Here is a 15,629-nt window from a genome sequence, read left to right on the forward strand (position 1 = left end):
TAGGGTGCGCGCCCGTGCACACCATCTTCGTCATGATCAAGTGTGAGCTGGGGCAGACGTACAAGACCGCGGCGATGATCGCCGACCAGGTCGACGAGGCCGCGGAGGTCTACTCCACCTCGGGCGGGTACGATCTCCTGGCCAAGTTCCACCTCGACAAGGCCCAGGACATCGGCCGCTTCGTCACCGAGCGCATCCAGACGATGCCCGGCATCAAGGACACCTACACCATCACCACCTTCAGCGCCTTCTAGCGGGCGGGGGCGGGGGCCCGGCCCGGATGACCGGGCCCCCCTCCCACCGTGACTAGATGCCCGGCGCCGCCGCGTCCTCCTGGGAGGCGTGACCGTCACCCCGCGAGGACGGGCTCCCGTCGCCATCGGCGTGGGCCGAGTGGTCGCGCAGCGGGAGGCCGAGGGGGGCCCACTCGCCCGTCTTCGGCTCGAACTCCAGCACCTCCGAGTGGCCCACGTCGTAGAACCAGGCGTGCAGCCGCACCTCGCCGGCGTCGTACTTGCGGCGCAGCACGGGGTTGGTGAGCGCGTTGTCCAGCTGCACCAGGGCGTTGGCCTTGGCCGCGTCCTCGGGGGTGGCGTCGGGGGACAGCTTGCCGAGCACGGGCGTGGCCTCGGCCAGCCAGGTGACCACCCCGGGCAGCCCCTCGGGCTTGTCCTTGCTCAAGAGCGCCTTCATGGCGCCGCAGGCCGAGTGGCCGCAGACGATGACGTCCGACACGCCCAGCACCTCCAGCGCGTACTCGATGGCGCTGCTCACCGCGGGGGACAGGGGCGAGTGGTCCTGGGGCACGAGGTTGCCCACGTTGCGCACGATGAACAGCTCACCGGGATCCGTGGAGGTGATGAGGCTCGGGCTGATGCGGCTGTCGGCGCAGGTGATGAGCAGCGTGTGCGGCGTCTGGCCCTTGGCGAGCCGGCCGAACAGCTCCCCGTAGCGCGGGCGGCGCGCGCGGCGGAAGCGCTCCACGCCGTGCACCAGACGATCCCTCGGCGAGGGCTGCGTCGCGCCCTCGAGGCCCTGGAGGCGGGCCACCACGTCGGACTCGGTGAGGGCGAAGAGCTCCTCGAAGCGCGAGTCCTTTCCAGCCTGGCGCAACAGCAGGCGCTGCACCTCGGGCAGCGCGCCCTGGATGACGAGCGGGTGCTGGGCGTCCAGCAGCTCACGCATCAGCTGCGTCATCAGCTCCGCGCCCGACACGTCCATGGCCGTCACGTCCGAGAAGTCGAACACCATGCCGCGCCCGGGCTCCAGCGCGTGGGCCTCGTTGCGCAGGGCCTCGATCTTCGCGGCGCTCAGGAAGGTGATGGGGCCCGTGAGCAGGAAGCGGGAGGGCCCCGCCGAGTTCGTGTGGACGATCCCCGCCTGACCCCGGCCCAACTGCACGACGGCGATGGCCAGCGCCACGATGATGCCCGCCTGCACGCCGACGATGAAGTCCAGGAGCACGACGGACGCGAAGGTGACGATGAACACCGTCCCCTCCGTGCGCGACACCTTCCAGAGCCCCAGCAGCTCCCGAGGGCGCAGCATGCGCACCGCCAGGGCCATCAACACGCCGACGAGCGCCACGATGGGGATGTGGGCGAGCACGGGCACCAGCAGCAGCACCGCCCCCAGGACGAGCAGCGCGTGCAGCAGCGTGGCGCGCCGGGTGCGTCCCCCGGCCTTCGCGTTGAGCGCGGCGCGCGCGTAGGCGCCCGCCGCCGGGATGCCGCCGAGCAGGGACACGGCCATGTTGCTCAGTCCCAGGCCCACGAGATCCTGATCCGGATCATGCTTGGGACGCGGGGACAACTTGGCCACCACGCCGCCGGCCGTCACCGCCGTCAGGGACGACAGGGCGTAGACGATGAACGCGGTGCTCAGCAACTGGACCCAGCCCGACGTGGGCATGCTCGGCATGGCGGGCAGGGGCAGCGCGTGGGGCAGCGCGCCGAGCGTCGGCACGTCCAGGCCCAGGCCCAGGACGAGGGCGCTGGTGATGGCGACGGCGATGAGGGGCGAGGGCAGCTTGGGCGACACCCGGGGCAGGCTCAGGGTGACGGCCAGCGTGAGCGCGGTGAGGGCGAGCGCGACGGGCTGGGCCTGATGCATCAACTGGCCCAGGTGCGCCAGGACGTCGAACACGTGGTTCTGGTCCGGGGGCGGCAGGCCCAGGGCGCGCGGGAGCTGCCAGATGAGGAGGATGGCGCCGATGCCGGCGGTGAAGCCCGACACCACCGGCATGGGCACCAGGCGGATGGCGCGGCCGAGCCCCAACAGGCCGGTGAGCACCTGCAGCACACCCACCACCAGGCCGATGGTGAGCAGGCCTCGCAGGCCGTACTGCTGCACCGCCGAGGCGATGAGCACCGCCATGGCGGCGGTCGGGCCCGTCACCAGCAGGGGCGTTCCGCCAAACAAGGATCCGACGACGCCCGCGACGATGGCCGTCACCAGGGCGATTTCCGGGGACACGCCCGAGGCCAGACCGATGGCCAGGGACAGGGGGACGGCGACACTGGCCACCTGCAAGGCGGCCACGACGTCTTCCTTGAGATCCCGGGAGGAGAAGAGGGCCTTCCACTCGGGAAGCAGCTCGCGCAGGCCGAGGCCTGAACGCACGGAGGGGAGGTAGGGACGAAGCCGAGAAAGGAAGTTCACACTCATGGCGTAAAAAGTGAGCTCGATGACACGGCGGCGCCATGGCGCCCGGGCAACCGCATGCCCGGGGACCACGAGCCCCATGGAGTTGGAGAAGTTGAAGAAAGGCGGACGCTTCTGTCGGACCGAGGGGGTGGGCGCCCGAGGCACCTACCCCCTGATGCATTGCTCGTCGTCCGGCGGAACGCGGGGCGGCATCAACGCCGCACGCCAACGTGCCACGGCGGTATGCGTCCCAGCTGACCGGGGCGCCACGGCCACCCGGTTCCTGGACCGGGACTCACGCCGGGGCTCCAGCCTCCACCGTCTCGCCGCCCCGGCCGTCCAGCGCGGCTGACAGCCCGAACGCAGTCCGGGTAGCTCCGCCTTCTCGGCCAGTGTCGGACGGGGGGTATCCTCGACCTCCAGTCCCTGGGTGCACCGCTGCCAGAGCCCCGCCTGGACGAGCACGGACGGCTGCTGGAGGGACAGCAGGGCGCACAGCAGGAGCTGGAGGAACGGGATCCGACGCAAGACCGCTAATCTAACCCATCCGGGTAACGCGCTGCATCCCCAATTCGTTGGAGCCCATGCAACTTCCACGTGAATCACCGGATTCCCGGCCCATACTGACAAATTTACCAGTCAAGATAAACTGGATAAGTGTGTAAAATAGGGCAATTCCTCATGATAGTATGATGCGACGTGGAAGGTCACCCGGGAGGGCCTCGGAGGGTGTATCCGTGGACTCCACCGGCGAGCCTTCAGGAGGACCGTACAACGTGATGCCGTCGCTCAGGCCCATCCGCTTCCTGCTCTACCCCGCGCTTGGGGAGGTGCGGGAGCACGTCCGTGTCGAACTCTTCGGCCGGACCTTGTCCGAGCAACTGGGACGTCCCGTGGTGATGGAGCTGGCGCCCTCCTACGAGGTGCTGGAGGCCGAGCTGCAGCGGGGACAGGTGGACATGGTGTGGGCCACGGCCGAGCAATGTGACGCCCACGAGCCGCGGGCCCGGGCGGTGGTGCGCGCGGTGCGCTCGGGCAGCTGGCACTACCACGCCGCCCTGGTGTGCCGCGCGGACGCGCCGCTCACGCTCGAGATGCTCCGGGGCCAGCGCGCCGCCTGGGTGGCTCCCCACTCCACGGGAGGGCACCTGCTGCCCGTGCGCTTCCTCACCCGGCGGGGCCTGTCCCCGGACTCGCTCTTCCAGGAGCAGCGCTTCCTGGGCACCTACCGCCGGGCGCTCCAGGCGGTGCTCCAAGGAGAGGCGGACGTGACGTCCGTGTTCGCCAGCTATTCCAATGAGCACGCCATCCGCGCCACCCTGGCGGGCTTCGTCGGCCACGAGCAGGAGCGGCTCGTTCCGTTCCTCTACACCGAGCCCACCCTGTCCGATGGCATCATCCTCATGCCGCGGCTGTCCGAGGCGGAGGCCCAGGCGATCGTCGCCGTGCTCACGCGGATGAACGTCGATGGCTCGGGCCTGGAGATGTTGATGGGGCCCTTCCGGGTGGAGGGCTTCGTGCTGCCCTCCGAGGCGGAGCGCGCGCCCACCGCCAACCGGCCGATGCTCGGCGCCGAGTACCTCGTGGCGGAGCTGGACGGGCAGGAGCGCTGCCACCGGGTGTGGTCTCCCACGGGCCGGGCGTTTGGCCAGGAGCTCACCGGCGCCGATGGGCGCACGCTGCCGGAGTTGCTGGGACAGGAGGCGAGCGAGCCCCTGGTGTCCCTGGCCCGCACGGTGCGCGAGCGCGGCCTGGGCGGACGGTTGGACTACCAGCTGGACGTGGAGGGGGAGCCGCGCTGGTACGTGGCGGAAATCACCCCCTGTGTCCCCCAGCAGGGCGCGGCCGGGGTGCACCTGGGCCTGCTGGTGCGCGACGTGTCGGCGATGCGCGCCCTGGAGGAGCCCCTCTACCGCCTGGCCTCCTTTCCGCTGCTGCATCCCGAGCCGTTGCTGGAGCTGAGCTCGCAGGGCGAGCTGCGCTACGCCAATGGGGCCACGTACTCGGCCTTCCCGGAGTTGCTGGAGCAGGAGTCGCACCACCCGATCGTCCAGGCCGCGCTGCAGTGGGCCTGGCGTGGCGCGGCCGCGGGCGAGCCCATGCCCACGGTGCAGCTGCGCGGCCGCGACTGGGAGCTCACGGTGTTGCAGCTGAGCGATCCGCCCGGCCTGCGGTTGTTCGCGCGCGACGTGACGCTGCGCAAGCAGATGGAGGCCCGGCTGCTCCAGGCGGATCGGCTCTCGGCGCTGGGCTCGCTGGCGGCGGCGGTGGGGCACGAGATGAACAACCCGCTGGCCTTCATGCTGGCCAACCTCTCCTTCGCGCGCGAGGAGCTGGAGCGGCTCGGCCAGTTGCCCCGCCTGCGCGGCGAGGCGGGGCAGGCGCTGGACGACGTGCTGGAGGCCCTGTCCGAGACGGTGCAGGGCGCGCTGCGCCTCAAGCACATCGTGCAGGACTTGCGCACGCTCTCGCGCAAGCCGCCGGAGCACCGGGCACGCGTGGACGTGCGGCCGGTGCTGGACAACGCGCTGAAGCTGGTGCGCGGCGAGCTGGTGGCCCGGGCGCGGCTGGAGCGCGACTTCCACGAGGTGCCGCCCGTGGACGCGGACGAGGCCCGGCTCAGCCAGCTCTTCCTCAACCTGCTGCTCAACGCCGTGCAGGCCATGGACGTGGAGAACAGCGCGCGCAACGTGCTGCGCGTGGCCGTCTACACGGGCGAGGAAGGCGAGGTGGTGGTGGAGGTCCAGGACACGGGCCGGGGCCTGCCCCCCGAGGAGCTCTCGCGCATCTTCGAGCCCGTCGTCTCCGCGCACGCCCCGCACACGGGGCTGGGCCTGTCGGTGAGCCACGCCATCGTCACGAGCCTGGGCGGCACGCTGCGCGCCGAGAGCCACGAGGGCCGCGGCACGCTGCTCACCCTCACGCTGCCCGAGGCCGGGGATCAGCCCTGGCCCCGCTTAGAGCCGGACGCCTCCCCGGCGCTGCTCGCCGGGTAGAGAGGCGAGCCCGGCGCTCACTCCCAGGAGAACTCCACCTCGTTGTCCAGCGGCCCCACCTGCCGGCCCCGCACCTCGACGGCGGTGATGCCCAGCGTGCGGAACAGCCCCATCAACCCGCCCTCGTGGCTGAGGTAGAGCAGGAAGTCGCGCCGGGTGACGAGCACCCCCCGCCGGCTTCCCGTCCAGTGCACGGACAGCTCTCCGAAGCTCGCCGCCGCCCGGAAGGCCACCGGCATGTTGTTGATGAGCTGCCGGGGCCCCTCCTTCGTCAGCAGCATGAAGGCCTTGCCCACCACCGAGCTGAGGAAGCCGGGCGCGAGCCCCGAGGACATGCGGCGCACCGCGTTGTCGAACGAGCCGTACTTCTCCTGGAGCATCCACGCCGCCGTGTACTGCAGCCGGAGGTAGTCGCTCACGGGATAGGTGAAGAAGCTCTTGAAGCTCGTCTCCACGCACTGCGCCTGGCAGCGCGCCATGGCCTCGTCGCCCAATTCCAGGCGCACCGCGTCGAGCAGGTTGTGGAAGGACAATCCCCGCACGGTGTCGGTGGCCGACGCCAGTGAGAGCCGCCGTTGCAACTCCATCTCCGTCCCCAACCCCGACTCTCCCTCCATGGAGATTTGACTCGCCGTCATCCTCTGGCTCCTCCCATCGCGCCCAGAGCGGAAGACTCTAGCCGTCATGCACTCCGGAGGGCCATGCCTTGGAGGCGCGGGTGGGTGTCTGGCGGGAGGGGAAGGGAGGAGGCGAGGGCTTCACGGGGCGAGTGAGGCGCGGACTTCGTCGAGGTCTCCGAAGACATAGCGTCCCCGCCGCCGATCCTGACCCAGCCAGCGCTGGATGAGCGCGAGGTAGGCCTTGGCCTCGGGAGGGCGGCCGGGTTGGAAGACGAGCTTCACGTGGTTGATCCGCCGCAGGAAGACGGGGAGTGCGTGAGGGCCCAGTCCCGCGGACAAGGTCCTCAGGTGGGCGGGAAGGGCCTCGGGCCGCGAGCGCAGGTGGAGATGACCCACCCAGTCCACGAGCGCCCGCCGCTTGTTGGGCAGGCACAGGCCCCTCGCCTCGAGCACCTCGAGCAGCGCCGACCAGCGCGCGGTGTCCGCCTCGTGCAGGCTCTCCGCCAGATGGCACTCCACGCCCAGGCGGGGCTGGACGGTGCCGCCCACATCCAGGCTCAGCGCCAGCCGCTCCACGCGAGGCGCCACCGCCGACAGCAGCGGCTCCCACTCGGCGGAGGTTCCCGGCCAGCCGACGCGCTCGAGGTAGCCGGGCAGGGTGTCCGGCGACAGGCCATGCAGGCACAGCCGCACCCCCTCGAAGCGGCGCGAGAACATGGCCCCCACGGCCGACACCTGGCCGCCGGATGGCAAGGCCTCGAGACAGGCCACCACCCGCTCCCGGACGGCGGGAGCCAGCGGCTCGCCCCACAGCAGGGCGAGGGCTTCCTCCATGATCTCCAGATCGCGCGTCGCCCCCCGCTCGTACTCGATGAAGAAGGAGGGGATGGGTTCCTGCTCGGGCGTCCCCTCGACGTCGAACTCCAGGAAGATGTCGCCAATCTCCCGCGCGAGCCGTGAGCCCGGCTCGTCCCAGCGCGCGCCGAAGCGCCGCAGGCGCTCCCAGACGGGGTGGGTGAAACGCGAGAGCCCGAAGCGCCCTCCGGGGTCTCCCCGTCCGGCGAGCACCGCGCGGCTGCCATCCGCGGCGAGGAACCTCACGCCCAGATCCGCCAGCGCCTGGGGCTGACCCAGCCGGCACTCGAAGCCGGAGGCGGAGGCGGGCGGGAGCTGCCGGGCGATCCGCTGGAGATTCCCGAACGCCTCGGGCGAGACGAGCTCGGGGGACAGGTGCGGCGCGGCGAGTCTCAGGTACGCATCCAATGCATCGCTCATGGGCCCCCCTCCCTCAATGCCTGACAACCCTGGACGTCCAAACAAACAACGGACGGGCGCGTTCAGGGCGCCCGTCCGTGGAAACGACAGGGTGTCGGGTATGGATTACTGCCAGGCCTGCGTGTTGCTCAATTCCTGCGCCTCGCCGGAGATGAGGTCATCCAGCGCTTCATCGCTCAGCTCGGTGAGATTGACAGGCTGCTCGGAGAGGGTCTCGTTGCTCATGGCATTGCCTCACTGGGGATAGTGGTCCTGGATGGGGGGACGAGTATCTGTCCAGGTTGGCTTCCGGCGGTCAGTCATTCCGTCCGCCGAAAGTGATTAGAAGAATAAAGAGCAGCCAATGAGAAGTCAAAGTGCTCGCCTCTCTTTTTTTGTAAGTCATTGGTGACCTCCCCTGGGTCAGAAATCAACCCGTCTGGAGTACGGAAAGACGGGACAGGCGCGCTGTATTGGATTGCCTTGAGAGTCCTCATCCGGGACGAGGCCCATCGAGACAATCCGCCAGGGCCGACACCACGGTGGCGGTGGTGAAGAGCCGGTTGCGATCCGTGAGCACGGGCAGCAGGAGGCAGCCCTGGGGATCCTCCCAGGGCGCGTGTTCCCCGGGGCGTGGCATCCGCATGAGGGGGGCGCTGTCCCAGTCCCCCTCGGGCCGTTGGGTCCGCACCAACCAGTGGAGGCCGGAGCGCAGCGCGTCACGGGAGGGCCCGGGGTCGAGCCGCAGCGTGGCGAGGGCGAGCGCGGTGTCGAACGCCGTGGACGCGCCCCCGATGCCGTTGCCCCAGCCCCCATCCTCCCGCTGGGTGTCCCGCGTCCAGCGCACCGCGCGGGCCACCGCCCCGGACGTGTCCCCCTCGAGCTGGAGTAGCTCCGCCGCGTGGCGGGTGGTGTACGTCCGGCCGTGCCACCAATAGGCGTCCCAGAAGCCCTCGGGTGACTGGTGTTGCCGCACCCGGCGGGTACAGGCCTCGAGCACGGGCCGATGACGCGGCGCTTCCACGGCGTGCAGCACCCGTCCAGCCAGGGCGCTCACGCACAGGTGCACGTCACACCAGCTGCTCCCCGGATAGCTGGCCCAACCGTCCAGGGAGGGCCGCTCGGCGGGGAGGTACGTGCGAAAGCCCCCCTCGGCCTCGTCCCAGTAGCGCAAGAGCTGCGCGCAGGCCTCGGCGAGCGCCGCCTCGTCGGAGGGCTCGCCCCGGGTGTGTGAGAGGAAGTGCACCACGTTGGCGGTGGAGTCGGCGTCGGCGGGGGTGGCCAGACTGAAGCCCCAGCCCCCCTCCTTATGAGCATGCGCCTTCAACCAGTCACGCGCCCGCCGCAACACGGCCGGGTCCGCGCCCACCCGGGCCAATGCCTGTCCGACATAGGCGGTGACCCATTGCGAGCTGATGACGTCCCGGTCTCCCACCACGAACCGGAAGCGGAAATCCAACCAGCGCCCATCCGCCTTCTGCGCCTGCTCCAGGGCTCGCCGGGCTCTCGCGAGCGCCTCGTGGACCGTGCCTTCCAGCTCCGGCTCCTCTTGTCGAATGGCTTGCATCCGCGTCCTCCCCCCAGGTCGTCCGACCCTTCGGCGCTTCATGGACACTCGGGGCCCGAGGACCCGGCGGCCGATGAAGGTGCCTTCGGCTCCAGTATGGCTGGCTTCAAGGCGCGCGGCGATCTTTTCGATCGGTCAGACGCGCTCCGAAATCCGGCCCAGGCAGACAATTTTAGAGGACGCGAGGAATTCGCGAGTTCTCCCGGGCCTGGGGAGCGGGGCCCTCGGATGACGCGGGCCCCGGAGACATCCCGTGCTCAGGCGGCTTGCTCCATCGGCTGAAGCCGCACCCCCATGGCCCGCGCGATGAGCCGCAGGTCATGCTCGCTGATGGAGAACAGCCCGAAGCGAAGCTGGTAGCCCCAGTTGCGTCGCCCCGCCGAGAAGTCGAGGGACTCGAGCAGGGGCTGGATTGGCGCGGTGCGTGCTGGAAGCCAGGTCACGTCCCGGCGGAACGGACGGAAGCCCCCGCCCATGTCGAAGACATAGGGCTCTCCGGCCTTCACGAGGCCCAGGGCCGTGAAGGCCTGGAGCCTGTCCTTGCCCTGGAACGAGACGGTCGGCGAGTAGTAGATGACGCGGTCTCCCGGCTGGAGGCGGCGCAGCGGCGCGGCCTTGCCGTGACAGACCTGCATGAAGCCCGCCTCGCGACCGCGCAGGACGTGCTCGGCCGAGGCCACCGCGATCCAATCGCGGCTCATGACGCGCTCGGAGCGTAGACCCGGAGGCGGTGGCCGTCGGGATCGATGGCGACGAACGTGTGGCCGAAGTCCATGTCGGTCGGCGCCTGGAGGATGGTCAGCCCACGCCCCCGCCAATCGGCGTGCATCGCACGGACGGTGTCGGCATCGGCGACCGCGAAGGCCAACTCACCGCCGCCGCCCGTCACCGTGGCGGCGGGCTCCACCGTGTGTTTCGACCAGAGCCCCAGCTTTCCTCCCGACGACAGGATGAACAGGGCGAAGATGGGCGAGGACCCGACGGGCGGCCGTCCCAGCAGATCGGTGTAGAAGGCGGCGCTGACGGGCGGGCTGTCGACGTAGAGAAGGACGAAGTTGGGCTCGGCCATGGTGACTCTCCGGGGTGACGAAAAGGGGAACGTCTTCGCCGGAGCGGGGAGAACCCGTCCGGCGGGAACCGTCATAGGAGATGCCCCTGTCAGATTCTGTCAGCAGCGAGCGGGCGCTACTGGGGAGGGATGCGCGTGTGCTCCCGCCACTCGCGCAGCAGCGCCTGGCGCCGGCGCGGATAGCGCGTCTGTGAAGGCGTCAGCGTGGTGAGCCGATCCGCGCGGAAGTGCCGGAACCCCTGGCGCAGCTCGCACCAGGCGACGATGACGCGCACGCGGTCGAAGAAGCCGAGCGCGAAGGGCCAGATCGTCCGCGTGCTCTCGGCCTCCTTGAGATCGCGGTACGTGATGACGAGCTTGCGCTCCTCCCGGATGGCCCGCCGCACGGTCCCCAGGTCCAGGTCTCCGGCCACGAGCGGCTCACCCGGACCCACGAGCAGCGTCGAGGACTCGAGGTCATCCCGCAGGTCCTCCGGGAGCACGGCGGCGATCTTGGCCAGCGCGTCCCGCGCGGCGAGCCCAAGCCGGTCATCCGCCCGGTGCGCCACCCACCGCGAGCCGAGCACGAGCGCCTCGAGCTCCTCCTCCGAGAACATCAACGGCGGGAGCATGAAGCCCGGACGGAGGATGTACCCGAACCCGGGCTCCCCCTCGATCCCGGCCCCTTGGGCCTGGAGGCTCGCGATGTCGCGGTAGAGCGTGCGCAGGCTGATGCCGAGCTTGTCGGCGAGTACCGCGCCGCTCACCGGACCCCGCTGTCGGCGGAGGAGTTGGAGCAGCTCGAGGAGTCGTTCAGCTCGGGACACGGGGGGAATCTTCCACGAGAGAGAGCCCCGGGGGGACGGGCGGGGCGCCGGACCGTGCGCCTCCGCCCCCCCCGAGGCTCCAGCCGCTCTAGTAGCGGTAGTGGTCGCTCTTGTACGGACCCTCCTGGGTCACGCCGATGTACTTCGCCTGCTCGGGGGTGAGCTGGGTGAGCTCCGCGCCCAGCTTGGACAGCTGCAGGCGCGCCACCTTCTCATCCAGGTGCCGCGGCAGCATGTACACGCCCGGCTTGTACTGGCCCGGCTTGGTGAAGATCTCGAGCTGCGCCAGCACCTGGTTGGCGAAGGAGGAGCTCATCACGTAGCTGGGGTGGCCGGTGCCGCAGCCCAGGTTCACCAGCCGGCCCTCGGCCAGCAGGATGATGCGCTTGTTGTCCGGGAAGATGACGTGGTCCACCTGCGGCTTGATGTTGTCCCACTTGTACTGCTTGAGGCTCGCCACATCGATCTCGTTGTCGAAGTGGCCGATGTTGCACACGATGGCGTTGTTCTTCATCCGCTTCATGTGCTCGTGGGTGAGCACCTGGAAGTTGCCCGTGGCGGTGACGAAGATGTCGGCCTTGTCCGCGGCGTAGTCCATGGAGACCACGCGGTAGCCCTCCATCGCCGCCTGCAGGGCGCAGATGGGATCGATCTCGGTGACCCACACCTGGGCCTGCAGGCCGCGCAGCGCCTGCGCCGAGCCCTTGCCCACCTCGCCGTAGCCGGCCACCACGGCCACCTTGCCCGCGATCATCACGTCCGTGGCGCGCTTGATGGCGTCCACCAGCGACTCGCGGCAGCCGTAGATGTTGTCGAACTTGGACTTGGTCACCGAGTCGTTGACGTTGATGGCCGGGAACTTGAGCCGGCCCTCCTTCGCCATCTGGTAGAGCCGGTGCACGCCCGTGGTGGTCTCCTCGGTGACGCCCTGGATGTTCTTGAGCGTCTTGGAGTACCAGCCCGGCTGCTTCTCCAGGCGCTTGCGGATGGCGGCGAAGAGGATCGTCTCCTCCTCGCTGCCCGGCTTGGCCAGCACCGACGCATCCGTCTCCGCGTTGCTGCCCAGGTGGAGCAGCAGCGTGGCGTCGCCGCCATCATCGAGGATCATGTTGGGCGAGCCGCCATCGGCCCACTCGAAGATGCGGTGCGTGTAGTCCCAGTACTGCTCCAGCGTCTCGCCCTTGAAGGCGAACACGGGGGTGCCGCCCGCGGCGATGGCGGCCGCGGCGTGGTCCTGCGTGGAGAAGATGTTGCACGAGGCCCAGCGCACCTCCGCCCCGAGTGCCTCCAGCGTCTGGATGAGCACCGCGGTCTGGATGGTCATGTGCAGCGAGCCCGCGATGCGCGCGCCCTTGAGCGGCTGGCTCTTGGCGTACTCGTCGCGGATCGCCATGAGGCCGGGCATCTCGGTCTCGGCGATCGCGATCTCCTTGCGGCCCCACTCGGCCAGCTTGATGTCCGCGACCTTGTAATCCGTGAACTTGTTCAAATCGACGACAGCCCTCATGCGGTTGCTCCTGCGTGGCGGCAGGGGCCGGATGGGGCGGGGAGCTGCTCGCCACACCCGGGCCTCGGAAGCCACGAGTCAGCGAGCGCCGTTACGGGAACCTGAGCCTGGCGGGGAGTCCTCCCCGTTGCAGCGCTCCTCAGGGTGCGCGCACCCTACCTCAAGGTCGTCGTCCGTCACCAGGGGACAATAAAAGGCGGGGAGGGAAGGGGGGCCGACCCGCCCGGCTCCTTCCCACCCCGCCCGGGGAGCGCATCGAACGAGGACTACGGCTGCCCGTTCCCGGGGAATGCCACCGGGGCCGGGGTGCTCGCGCACGTGACCGTGCCCGGCTTGTTCGGCACCCAGCGGATGTTGGCGATCGTCAGCTTCATCGTGCCGGAGGTGGTGAGCAGCAGGGGCGTGTCGACCTCCTGGTAGTTCACGTTCTCATCCCTGAAGCACACGAGCGGCAGGGCGACCTCCGTCCACTCCCCGAGGGGCAGCGCCTTGAAGGCCTCGGTGACGTCGAGTTCGGCCCGCTGGGGCCACGGAGTGTCCACCCGGGCGGTCACCCCACTGGTCGGGTACTCGCTCATCTTGAGGTCGAACACCACCGAGCTGTTCGAGTTGCGGTAGGCCTGGAGGTTGCGCCGCTCTCCGGACGCCTGCATGAGGATCTGCCCCGCCTTCGTCCAGGTGGCCTCGATGCCGGCCCACTGGCTGCCCACGCGGTCACCCGTGGGGGTGGCGATGAGTTCGCCCTGGAGGGTCTGGGTGCTCTCACCCGTGGCCTGGCGCACTTCGATGTCCCACTTGGGATCCGCGCCAATGCGCATGACCCAGCTGTTCTGGTTGCCGCGCTCGAAGATGACCAGCGGCTGGTTCGTGGTGTCCGTCGGCAGGTCGCTCGCGCCGCAGCCCTTCGCCGGGCTGGCCTCCTCGAGCGCGCCCTGCTCCTGGCCCTGGGCGTAGGTCAGCCCGTAGCCATAGGGGTAGAGGGGCTCGTAGCTCGCATCCAGCCGGTTGACCGCCGTCTGGCAGGCGCTCTTGGGCCAGGAGTAGGACAGCTTGCCGGTGAAGTCGAAGTGGACCGAGCCATCCTCCTTCTTGAACAGCACGTCCGCCAGGCCGTCGCCCTCGGAGCCGGGCAGGAAGGCCGCGACGAAGGCATCCGAGCGGTTGAGCTCCCTGTTGGTGTAGAGCGGGCGGCCCGAGTACAGCACGGTGACGATCTTCTTCACGCCCTTGGCCTTCAGGCTGTTGAGGAGCTCCAGATCCCTCTTGCCCTTGAAGGGGGCGCCGCCGGAGTTGCTCAGCCGGATGTTGGAGTACTCCAGGGTGAAGTTGTCCCCGATGTCGCCGTAGCCCTCGGCGTAGGGGATTTCCCCGAGCACCACCACGGCCACGTCGTAGCTCGAGTCCGCGAGCGCTCCGTCGGCGCTGAGCACGGCGTTGGGGGCGATCTTCTGGATGGCGCCCCACAGCGTGGTGCCCCCGCCGAAGTTCTCGTTCGTGTTGTCATTGCCCTGCCAGCTCAGGGACCAGCCACCGGACTGATCCCGCAGGCTGTCGGCGCTCTCGCCCGCCACGAGGATCTTCGCCGAGCGCGTGAGCGGCAGCGTGTTGCCGTTGTTCTTGAGCAGCACGAGCGACTTGCGCACCGCCTCGCGCGCCACGGCCCGGTGCTCGGGCGTGCCGACCTGGGCGGTGGTCATGCGCTCGGAGGGCTTGGGCTTGGTGAACAGGCCCGCGCGCATCTTCACGCGCAGGATGCGGCGCACCGCGTCGTCGATGCGCTCCTGCTTGATCTCCCCCTTCTTCACCGAGGCGAGGGTGTTCGTGATGAAGGCCTTCCAGTCCGAAGGCACCATGATCATGTCCACGCCGGCGTTGATCGCCTCCGGGCAGTTCGCGGCGGTGCAGCTGATGGGCGAGTCGCTGTTGTCCGGCTTGATCTGCCCCAGGGCGTTCCAGTCGGAGATGACGTAGCCGTCGAAGCCCATCTTGTTCTTCAGCACGTCCGTCAGCAGGTACTTGCCGGCGTGCATCTTGTAGGGCTTGGCGCTCTCGCCCTTGGAGGCATCCTTCCAGCTGCTGAAGGACGCCATGACCGTCTGGGCACCCGCCTCGAGCGCGGTGATGTAGCCGCGGCCGTGGATGTTGAGCAGATCCCGCTCGGTGACGAAGGTGATGCCCTCGTTCTTGCCCTTGAGGGTGCCACCATCACCCAGGTAGTGCTTGGGCGTGGAGACGACCTTCTCGTTGGCCTTGGCGTCCTTGCCGAGCTGGCCCTGGAGCCCCTCGACGATCTTCCCCCCGTACGCCGCCACGAGGGCGGGATCCTCGGAGTAGCCCTCATAGGTGCGGCCCCAGCGGTCGTCACGCACCACGGCGAGCGTCGGACCGAAGACCCAGTCGATGCCGGTGCTGACCACCTCGCGCGCCGTCACCTCGCCAATGCGCTTGAGCAGCTCCGGATCCCGCGCGGCCCCCAGGCCGATGTTGTGCGGGAAGAACGTCGCGCCCTTCACGTTGTTGTGGCCGTGCACCGCGTCCGTTCCCCAGGTGATGGGGATCTGCTGGGGGTTGGCCGTCTTGTCCATCGAGGCCTCCCAGTACCTGTCGGCGAGCGCCGTCCAGTCCTGGATCGCCGCGGCCTTGTTCCCATTGGGCCAGGTGCCGCCTCCATTGAGCACCGAACCGATGTGGAAGTCGCGGACCTCCTCGGGCGTGATGCTCTTGATCTCCGGCTGGGTCATCTGACCCACCTTCTCCTCGAGCGTCATCGCGCTCACGATGGCGTCGATGCGCTTCTCCATCTCCTCGTCGCGAGGGAAGGTGCTCTGCACCCGGGGCCAGTCCTGCAGCGGCTCCAGGGGCTTGTCGATGGCCTGCTCGGGCGGGGGAGGGGGCGGATCCACGGGGCCGGGGTTGGTGGGATCGGGCGTCGGCTCCGGTTTCGAGGGGCACGCCGTCAATGCCAGTAGCGCCACGAGCGCGCACGCGGGAGTCTTGCGCCTTGCGAACAGCCGTTCCATGTACTCTCCAACTTGTCGGGTAGGGTGCACTGACTCGCGTGTGCTGCTCCGGGCCATGCGACATGAAAGTCCATGGAGCAGCAACCGCGTGTCGAAGCGGCGGCGACGCTAGAGGCAAAGGACTGCTCACGCAACGGCCAAGTG

At 69.4% G+C, this 15,629-nt stretch carries 12 protein-coding genes and 1 riboswitch; of the genes, 2 read left to right on the plus strand and 10 right to left on the minus strand.

All coding sequences use genetic code 11. The features are described 5' to 3' along the window. The first annotated feature begins 14 nt into the window (after nt 1–14). Nucleotides 15–254, plus strand: coding sequence for an Lrp/AsnC family transcriptional regulator (locus tag D187_RS42275; protein WP_002620661.1), 240 nt, complete (start codon nt 15–17; stop codon nt 252–254). A gap of 52 nt (nt 255–306) precedes the next feature. Here D187_RS42275 and D187_RS42280 read toward each other — a convergent pair whose 3' ends face one another. Then, nucleotides 307–2,667, minus strand: a complete 2,361-nt coding sequence (locus D187_RS42280) for a SulP family inorganic anion transporter (RefSeq protein ID WP_051256780.1) — start codon at nt 2,665–2,667, stop codon at nt 307–309. A 144-nt stretch (nt 2,668–2,811) separates the two neighbouring features. After that, entirely contained in the window at nt 2,812–3,174 is a 363-nt protein-coding gene (locus D187_RS42285; protein WP_043434262.1) for a hypothetical protein, read from the minus strand. A gap of 251 nt (nt 3,175–3,425) precedes the next feature. Here D187_RS42285 and D187_RS42290 point away from each other — a divergent pair, with 251 nt between their 5' ends. After that, nucleotides 3,426–5,642: a sensor histidine kinase gene (locus tag D187_RS42290; RefSeq protein ID WP_155894000.1), complete on the plus strand. Its 2,217-nt coding sequence runs from the start codon at nt 3,426–3,428 to the stop codon at nt 5,640–5,642. 17 nt (nt 5,643–5,659) lie between these two features. On the opposite strand, the gene D187_RS42295 is transcribed toward D187_RS42290, so the two are convergent. The 8 genes from D187_RS42295 to D187_RS42330 all read right to left on the minus strand — a co-directional run bounded on the left by D187_RS42295 (nt 5,660) and on the right by D187_RS42330 (nt 15,485). Further along, nucleotides 5,660–6,280 (minus strand): TIGR02265 family protein, encoded by a 621-nt coding sequence (locus D187_RS42295; RefSeq protein WP_002620664.1) that lies wholly within the window; start codon nt 6,278–6,280, stop codon nt 5,660–5,662. Nucleotides 6,281–6,400: 120 nt separating this feature from the next. After that, nucleotides 6,401–7,537 carry a hypothetical protein gene (locus tag D187_RS42300; protein WP_002620665.1) on the minus strand — a complete coding sequence of 379 codons (1,137 nt, stop codon included), beginning with the start codon at nt 7,535–7,537 and terminating at the stop codon, nt 6,401–6,403. A gap of 472 nt (nt 7,538–8,009) precedes the next feature. Then, nucleotides 8,010–9,083, minus strand: coding sequence for a prenyltransferase/squalene oxidase repeat-containing protein (locus D187_RS42305; protein WP_002620667.1), 1,074 nt, complete (start codon nt 9,081–9,083; stop codon nt 8,010–8,012). Nucleotides 9,084–9,340: 257 nt separating this feature from the next. Continuing rightward, nucleotides 9,341–9,784 (minus strand): EVE domain-containing protein, encoded by a 444-nt coding sequence (locus D187_RS42310; protein ID WP_002620668.1) that lies wholly within the window; start codon nt 9,782–9,784, stop codon nt 9,341–9,343. After that, nucleotides 9,781–10,152 (minus strand): VOC family protein, encoded by a 372-nt coding sequence (locus D187_RS42315; protein ID WP_002620669.1) that lies wholly within the window; start codon nt 10,150–10,152, stop codon nt 9,781–9,783. Before D187_RS42315 ends, D187_RS42310 begins: the two co-directional genes overlap by 4 nt. A gap of 116 nt (nt 10,153–10,268) precedes the next feature. Then, nucleotides 10,269–10,958, minus strand: a complete 690-nt coding sequence (locus D187_RS42320; protein ID WP_002620670.1) for a helix-turn-helix transcriptional regulator — start codon at nt 10,956–10,958, stop codon at nt 10,269–10,271. 88 nt (nt 10,959–11,046) lie between these two features. Continuing rightward, complete coding sequence (ahcY, locus tag D187_RS42325; RefSeq protein WP_002620671.1) at nt 11,047–12,465, minus strand: adenosylhomocysteinase; 1,419 nt, start codon at nt 12,463–12,465, stop codon at nt 11,047–11,049. A gap of 76 nt (nt 12,466–12,541) precedes the next feature. After that, nucleotides 12,542–12,612, minus strand: a riboswitch (S-adenosyl-L-homocysteine riboswitch). Between the two features lie 119 nt (nt 12,613–12,731). Next, nucleotides 12,732–15,485 carry a glycoside hydrolase family 3 protein gene (locus tag D187_RS42330; protein ID WP_002620672.1) on the minus strand — a complete coding sequence of 918 codons (2,754 nt, stop codon included), beginning with the start codon at nt 15,483–15,485 and terminating at the stop codon, nt 12,732–12,734. Between the last annotated feature and the right edge of the window lie 144 nt (nt 15,486–15,629).

It is taken from the genome of Cystobacter fuscus DSM 2262 (assembly GCF_000335475.2).
GTDB classification, from domain to species: Bacteria; Myxococcota; Myxococcia; order Myxococcales; family Myxococcaceae; genus Cystobacter; species Cystobacter fuscus.

Bases quoted from the DNA above. Each gene is read 5' to 3' on its own strand.
- D187_RS42280 (WP_051256780.1), bottom strand. From the start codon at position 2,667: ATGAGTGTGAACTTCCTTTCTCGGCTTCGTCCCTACCTCCCCTCCGTG.
- D187_RS42290 (WP_155894000.1), top strand. From the start codon at position 3,426: ATGCCGTCGCTCAGGCCCATCCGCTTCCTGCTCTACCCCGCGCTTGGG.
- D187_RS42295 (WP_002620664.1), bottom strand. From the start codon at position 6,280: ATGACGGCGAGTCAAATCTCCATGGAGGGAGAGTCGGGGTTGGGGACG.
- D187_RS42300 (WP_002620665.1), bottom strand. From the start codon at position 7,537: ATGAGCGATGCATTGGATGCGTACCTGAGACTCGCCGCGCCGCACCTG.
- D187_RS42305 (WP_002620667.1), bottom strand. From the start codon at position 9,083: ATGCAAGCCATTCGACAAGAGGAGCCGGAGCTGGAAGGCACGGTCCAC.
- D187_RS42310 (WP_002620668.1), bottom strand. From the start codon at position 9,784: ATGAGCCGCGATTGGATCGCGGTGGCCTCGGCCGAGCACGTCCTGCGC.
- D187_RS42315 (WP_002620669.1), bottom strand. From the start codon at position 10,152: ATGGCCGAGCCCAACTTCGTCCTTCTCTACGTCGACAGCCCGCCCGTC.
- ahcY (WP_002620671.1), bottom strand. From the start codon at position 12,465: ATGAGGGCTGTCGTCGATTTGAACAAGTTCACGGATTACAAGGTCGCG.
- D187_RS42330 (WP_002620672.1), bottom strand. From the start codon at position 15,485: ATGGAACGGCTGTTCGCAAGGCGCAAGACTCCCGCGTGCGCGCTCGTG.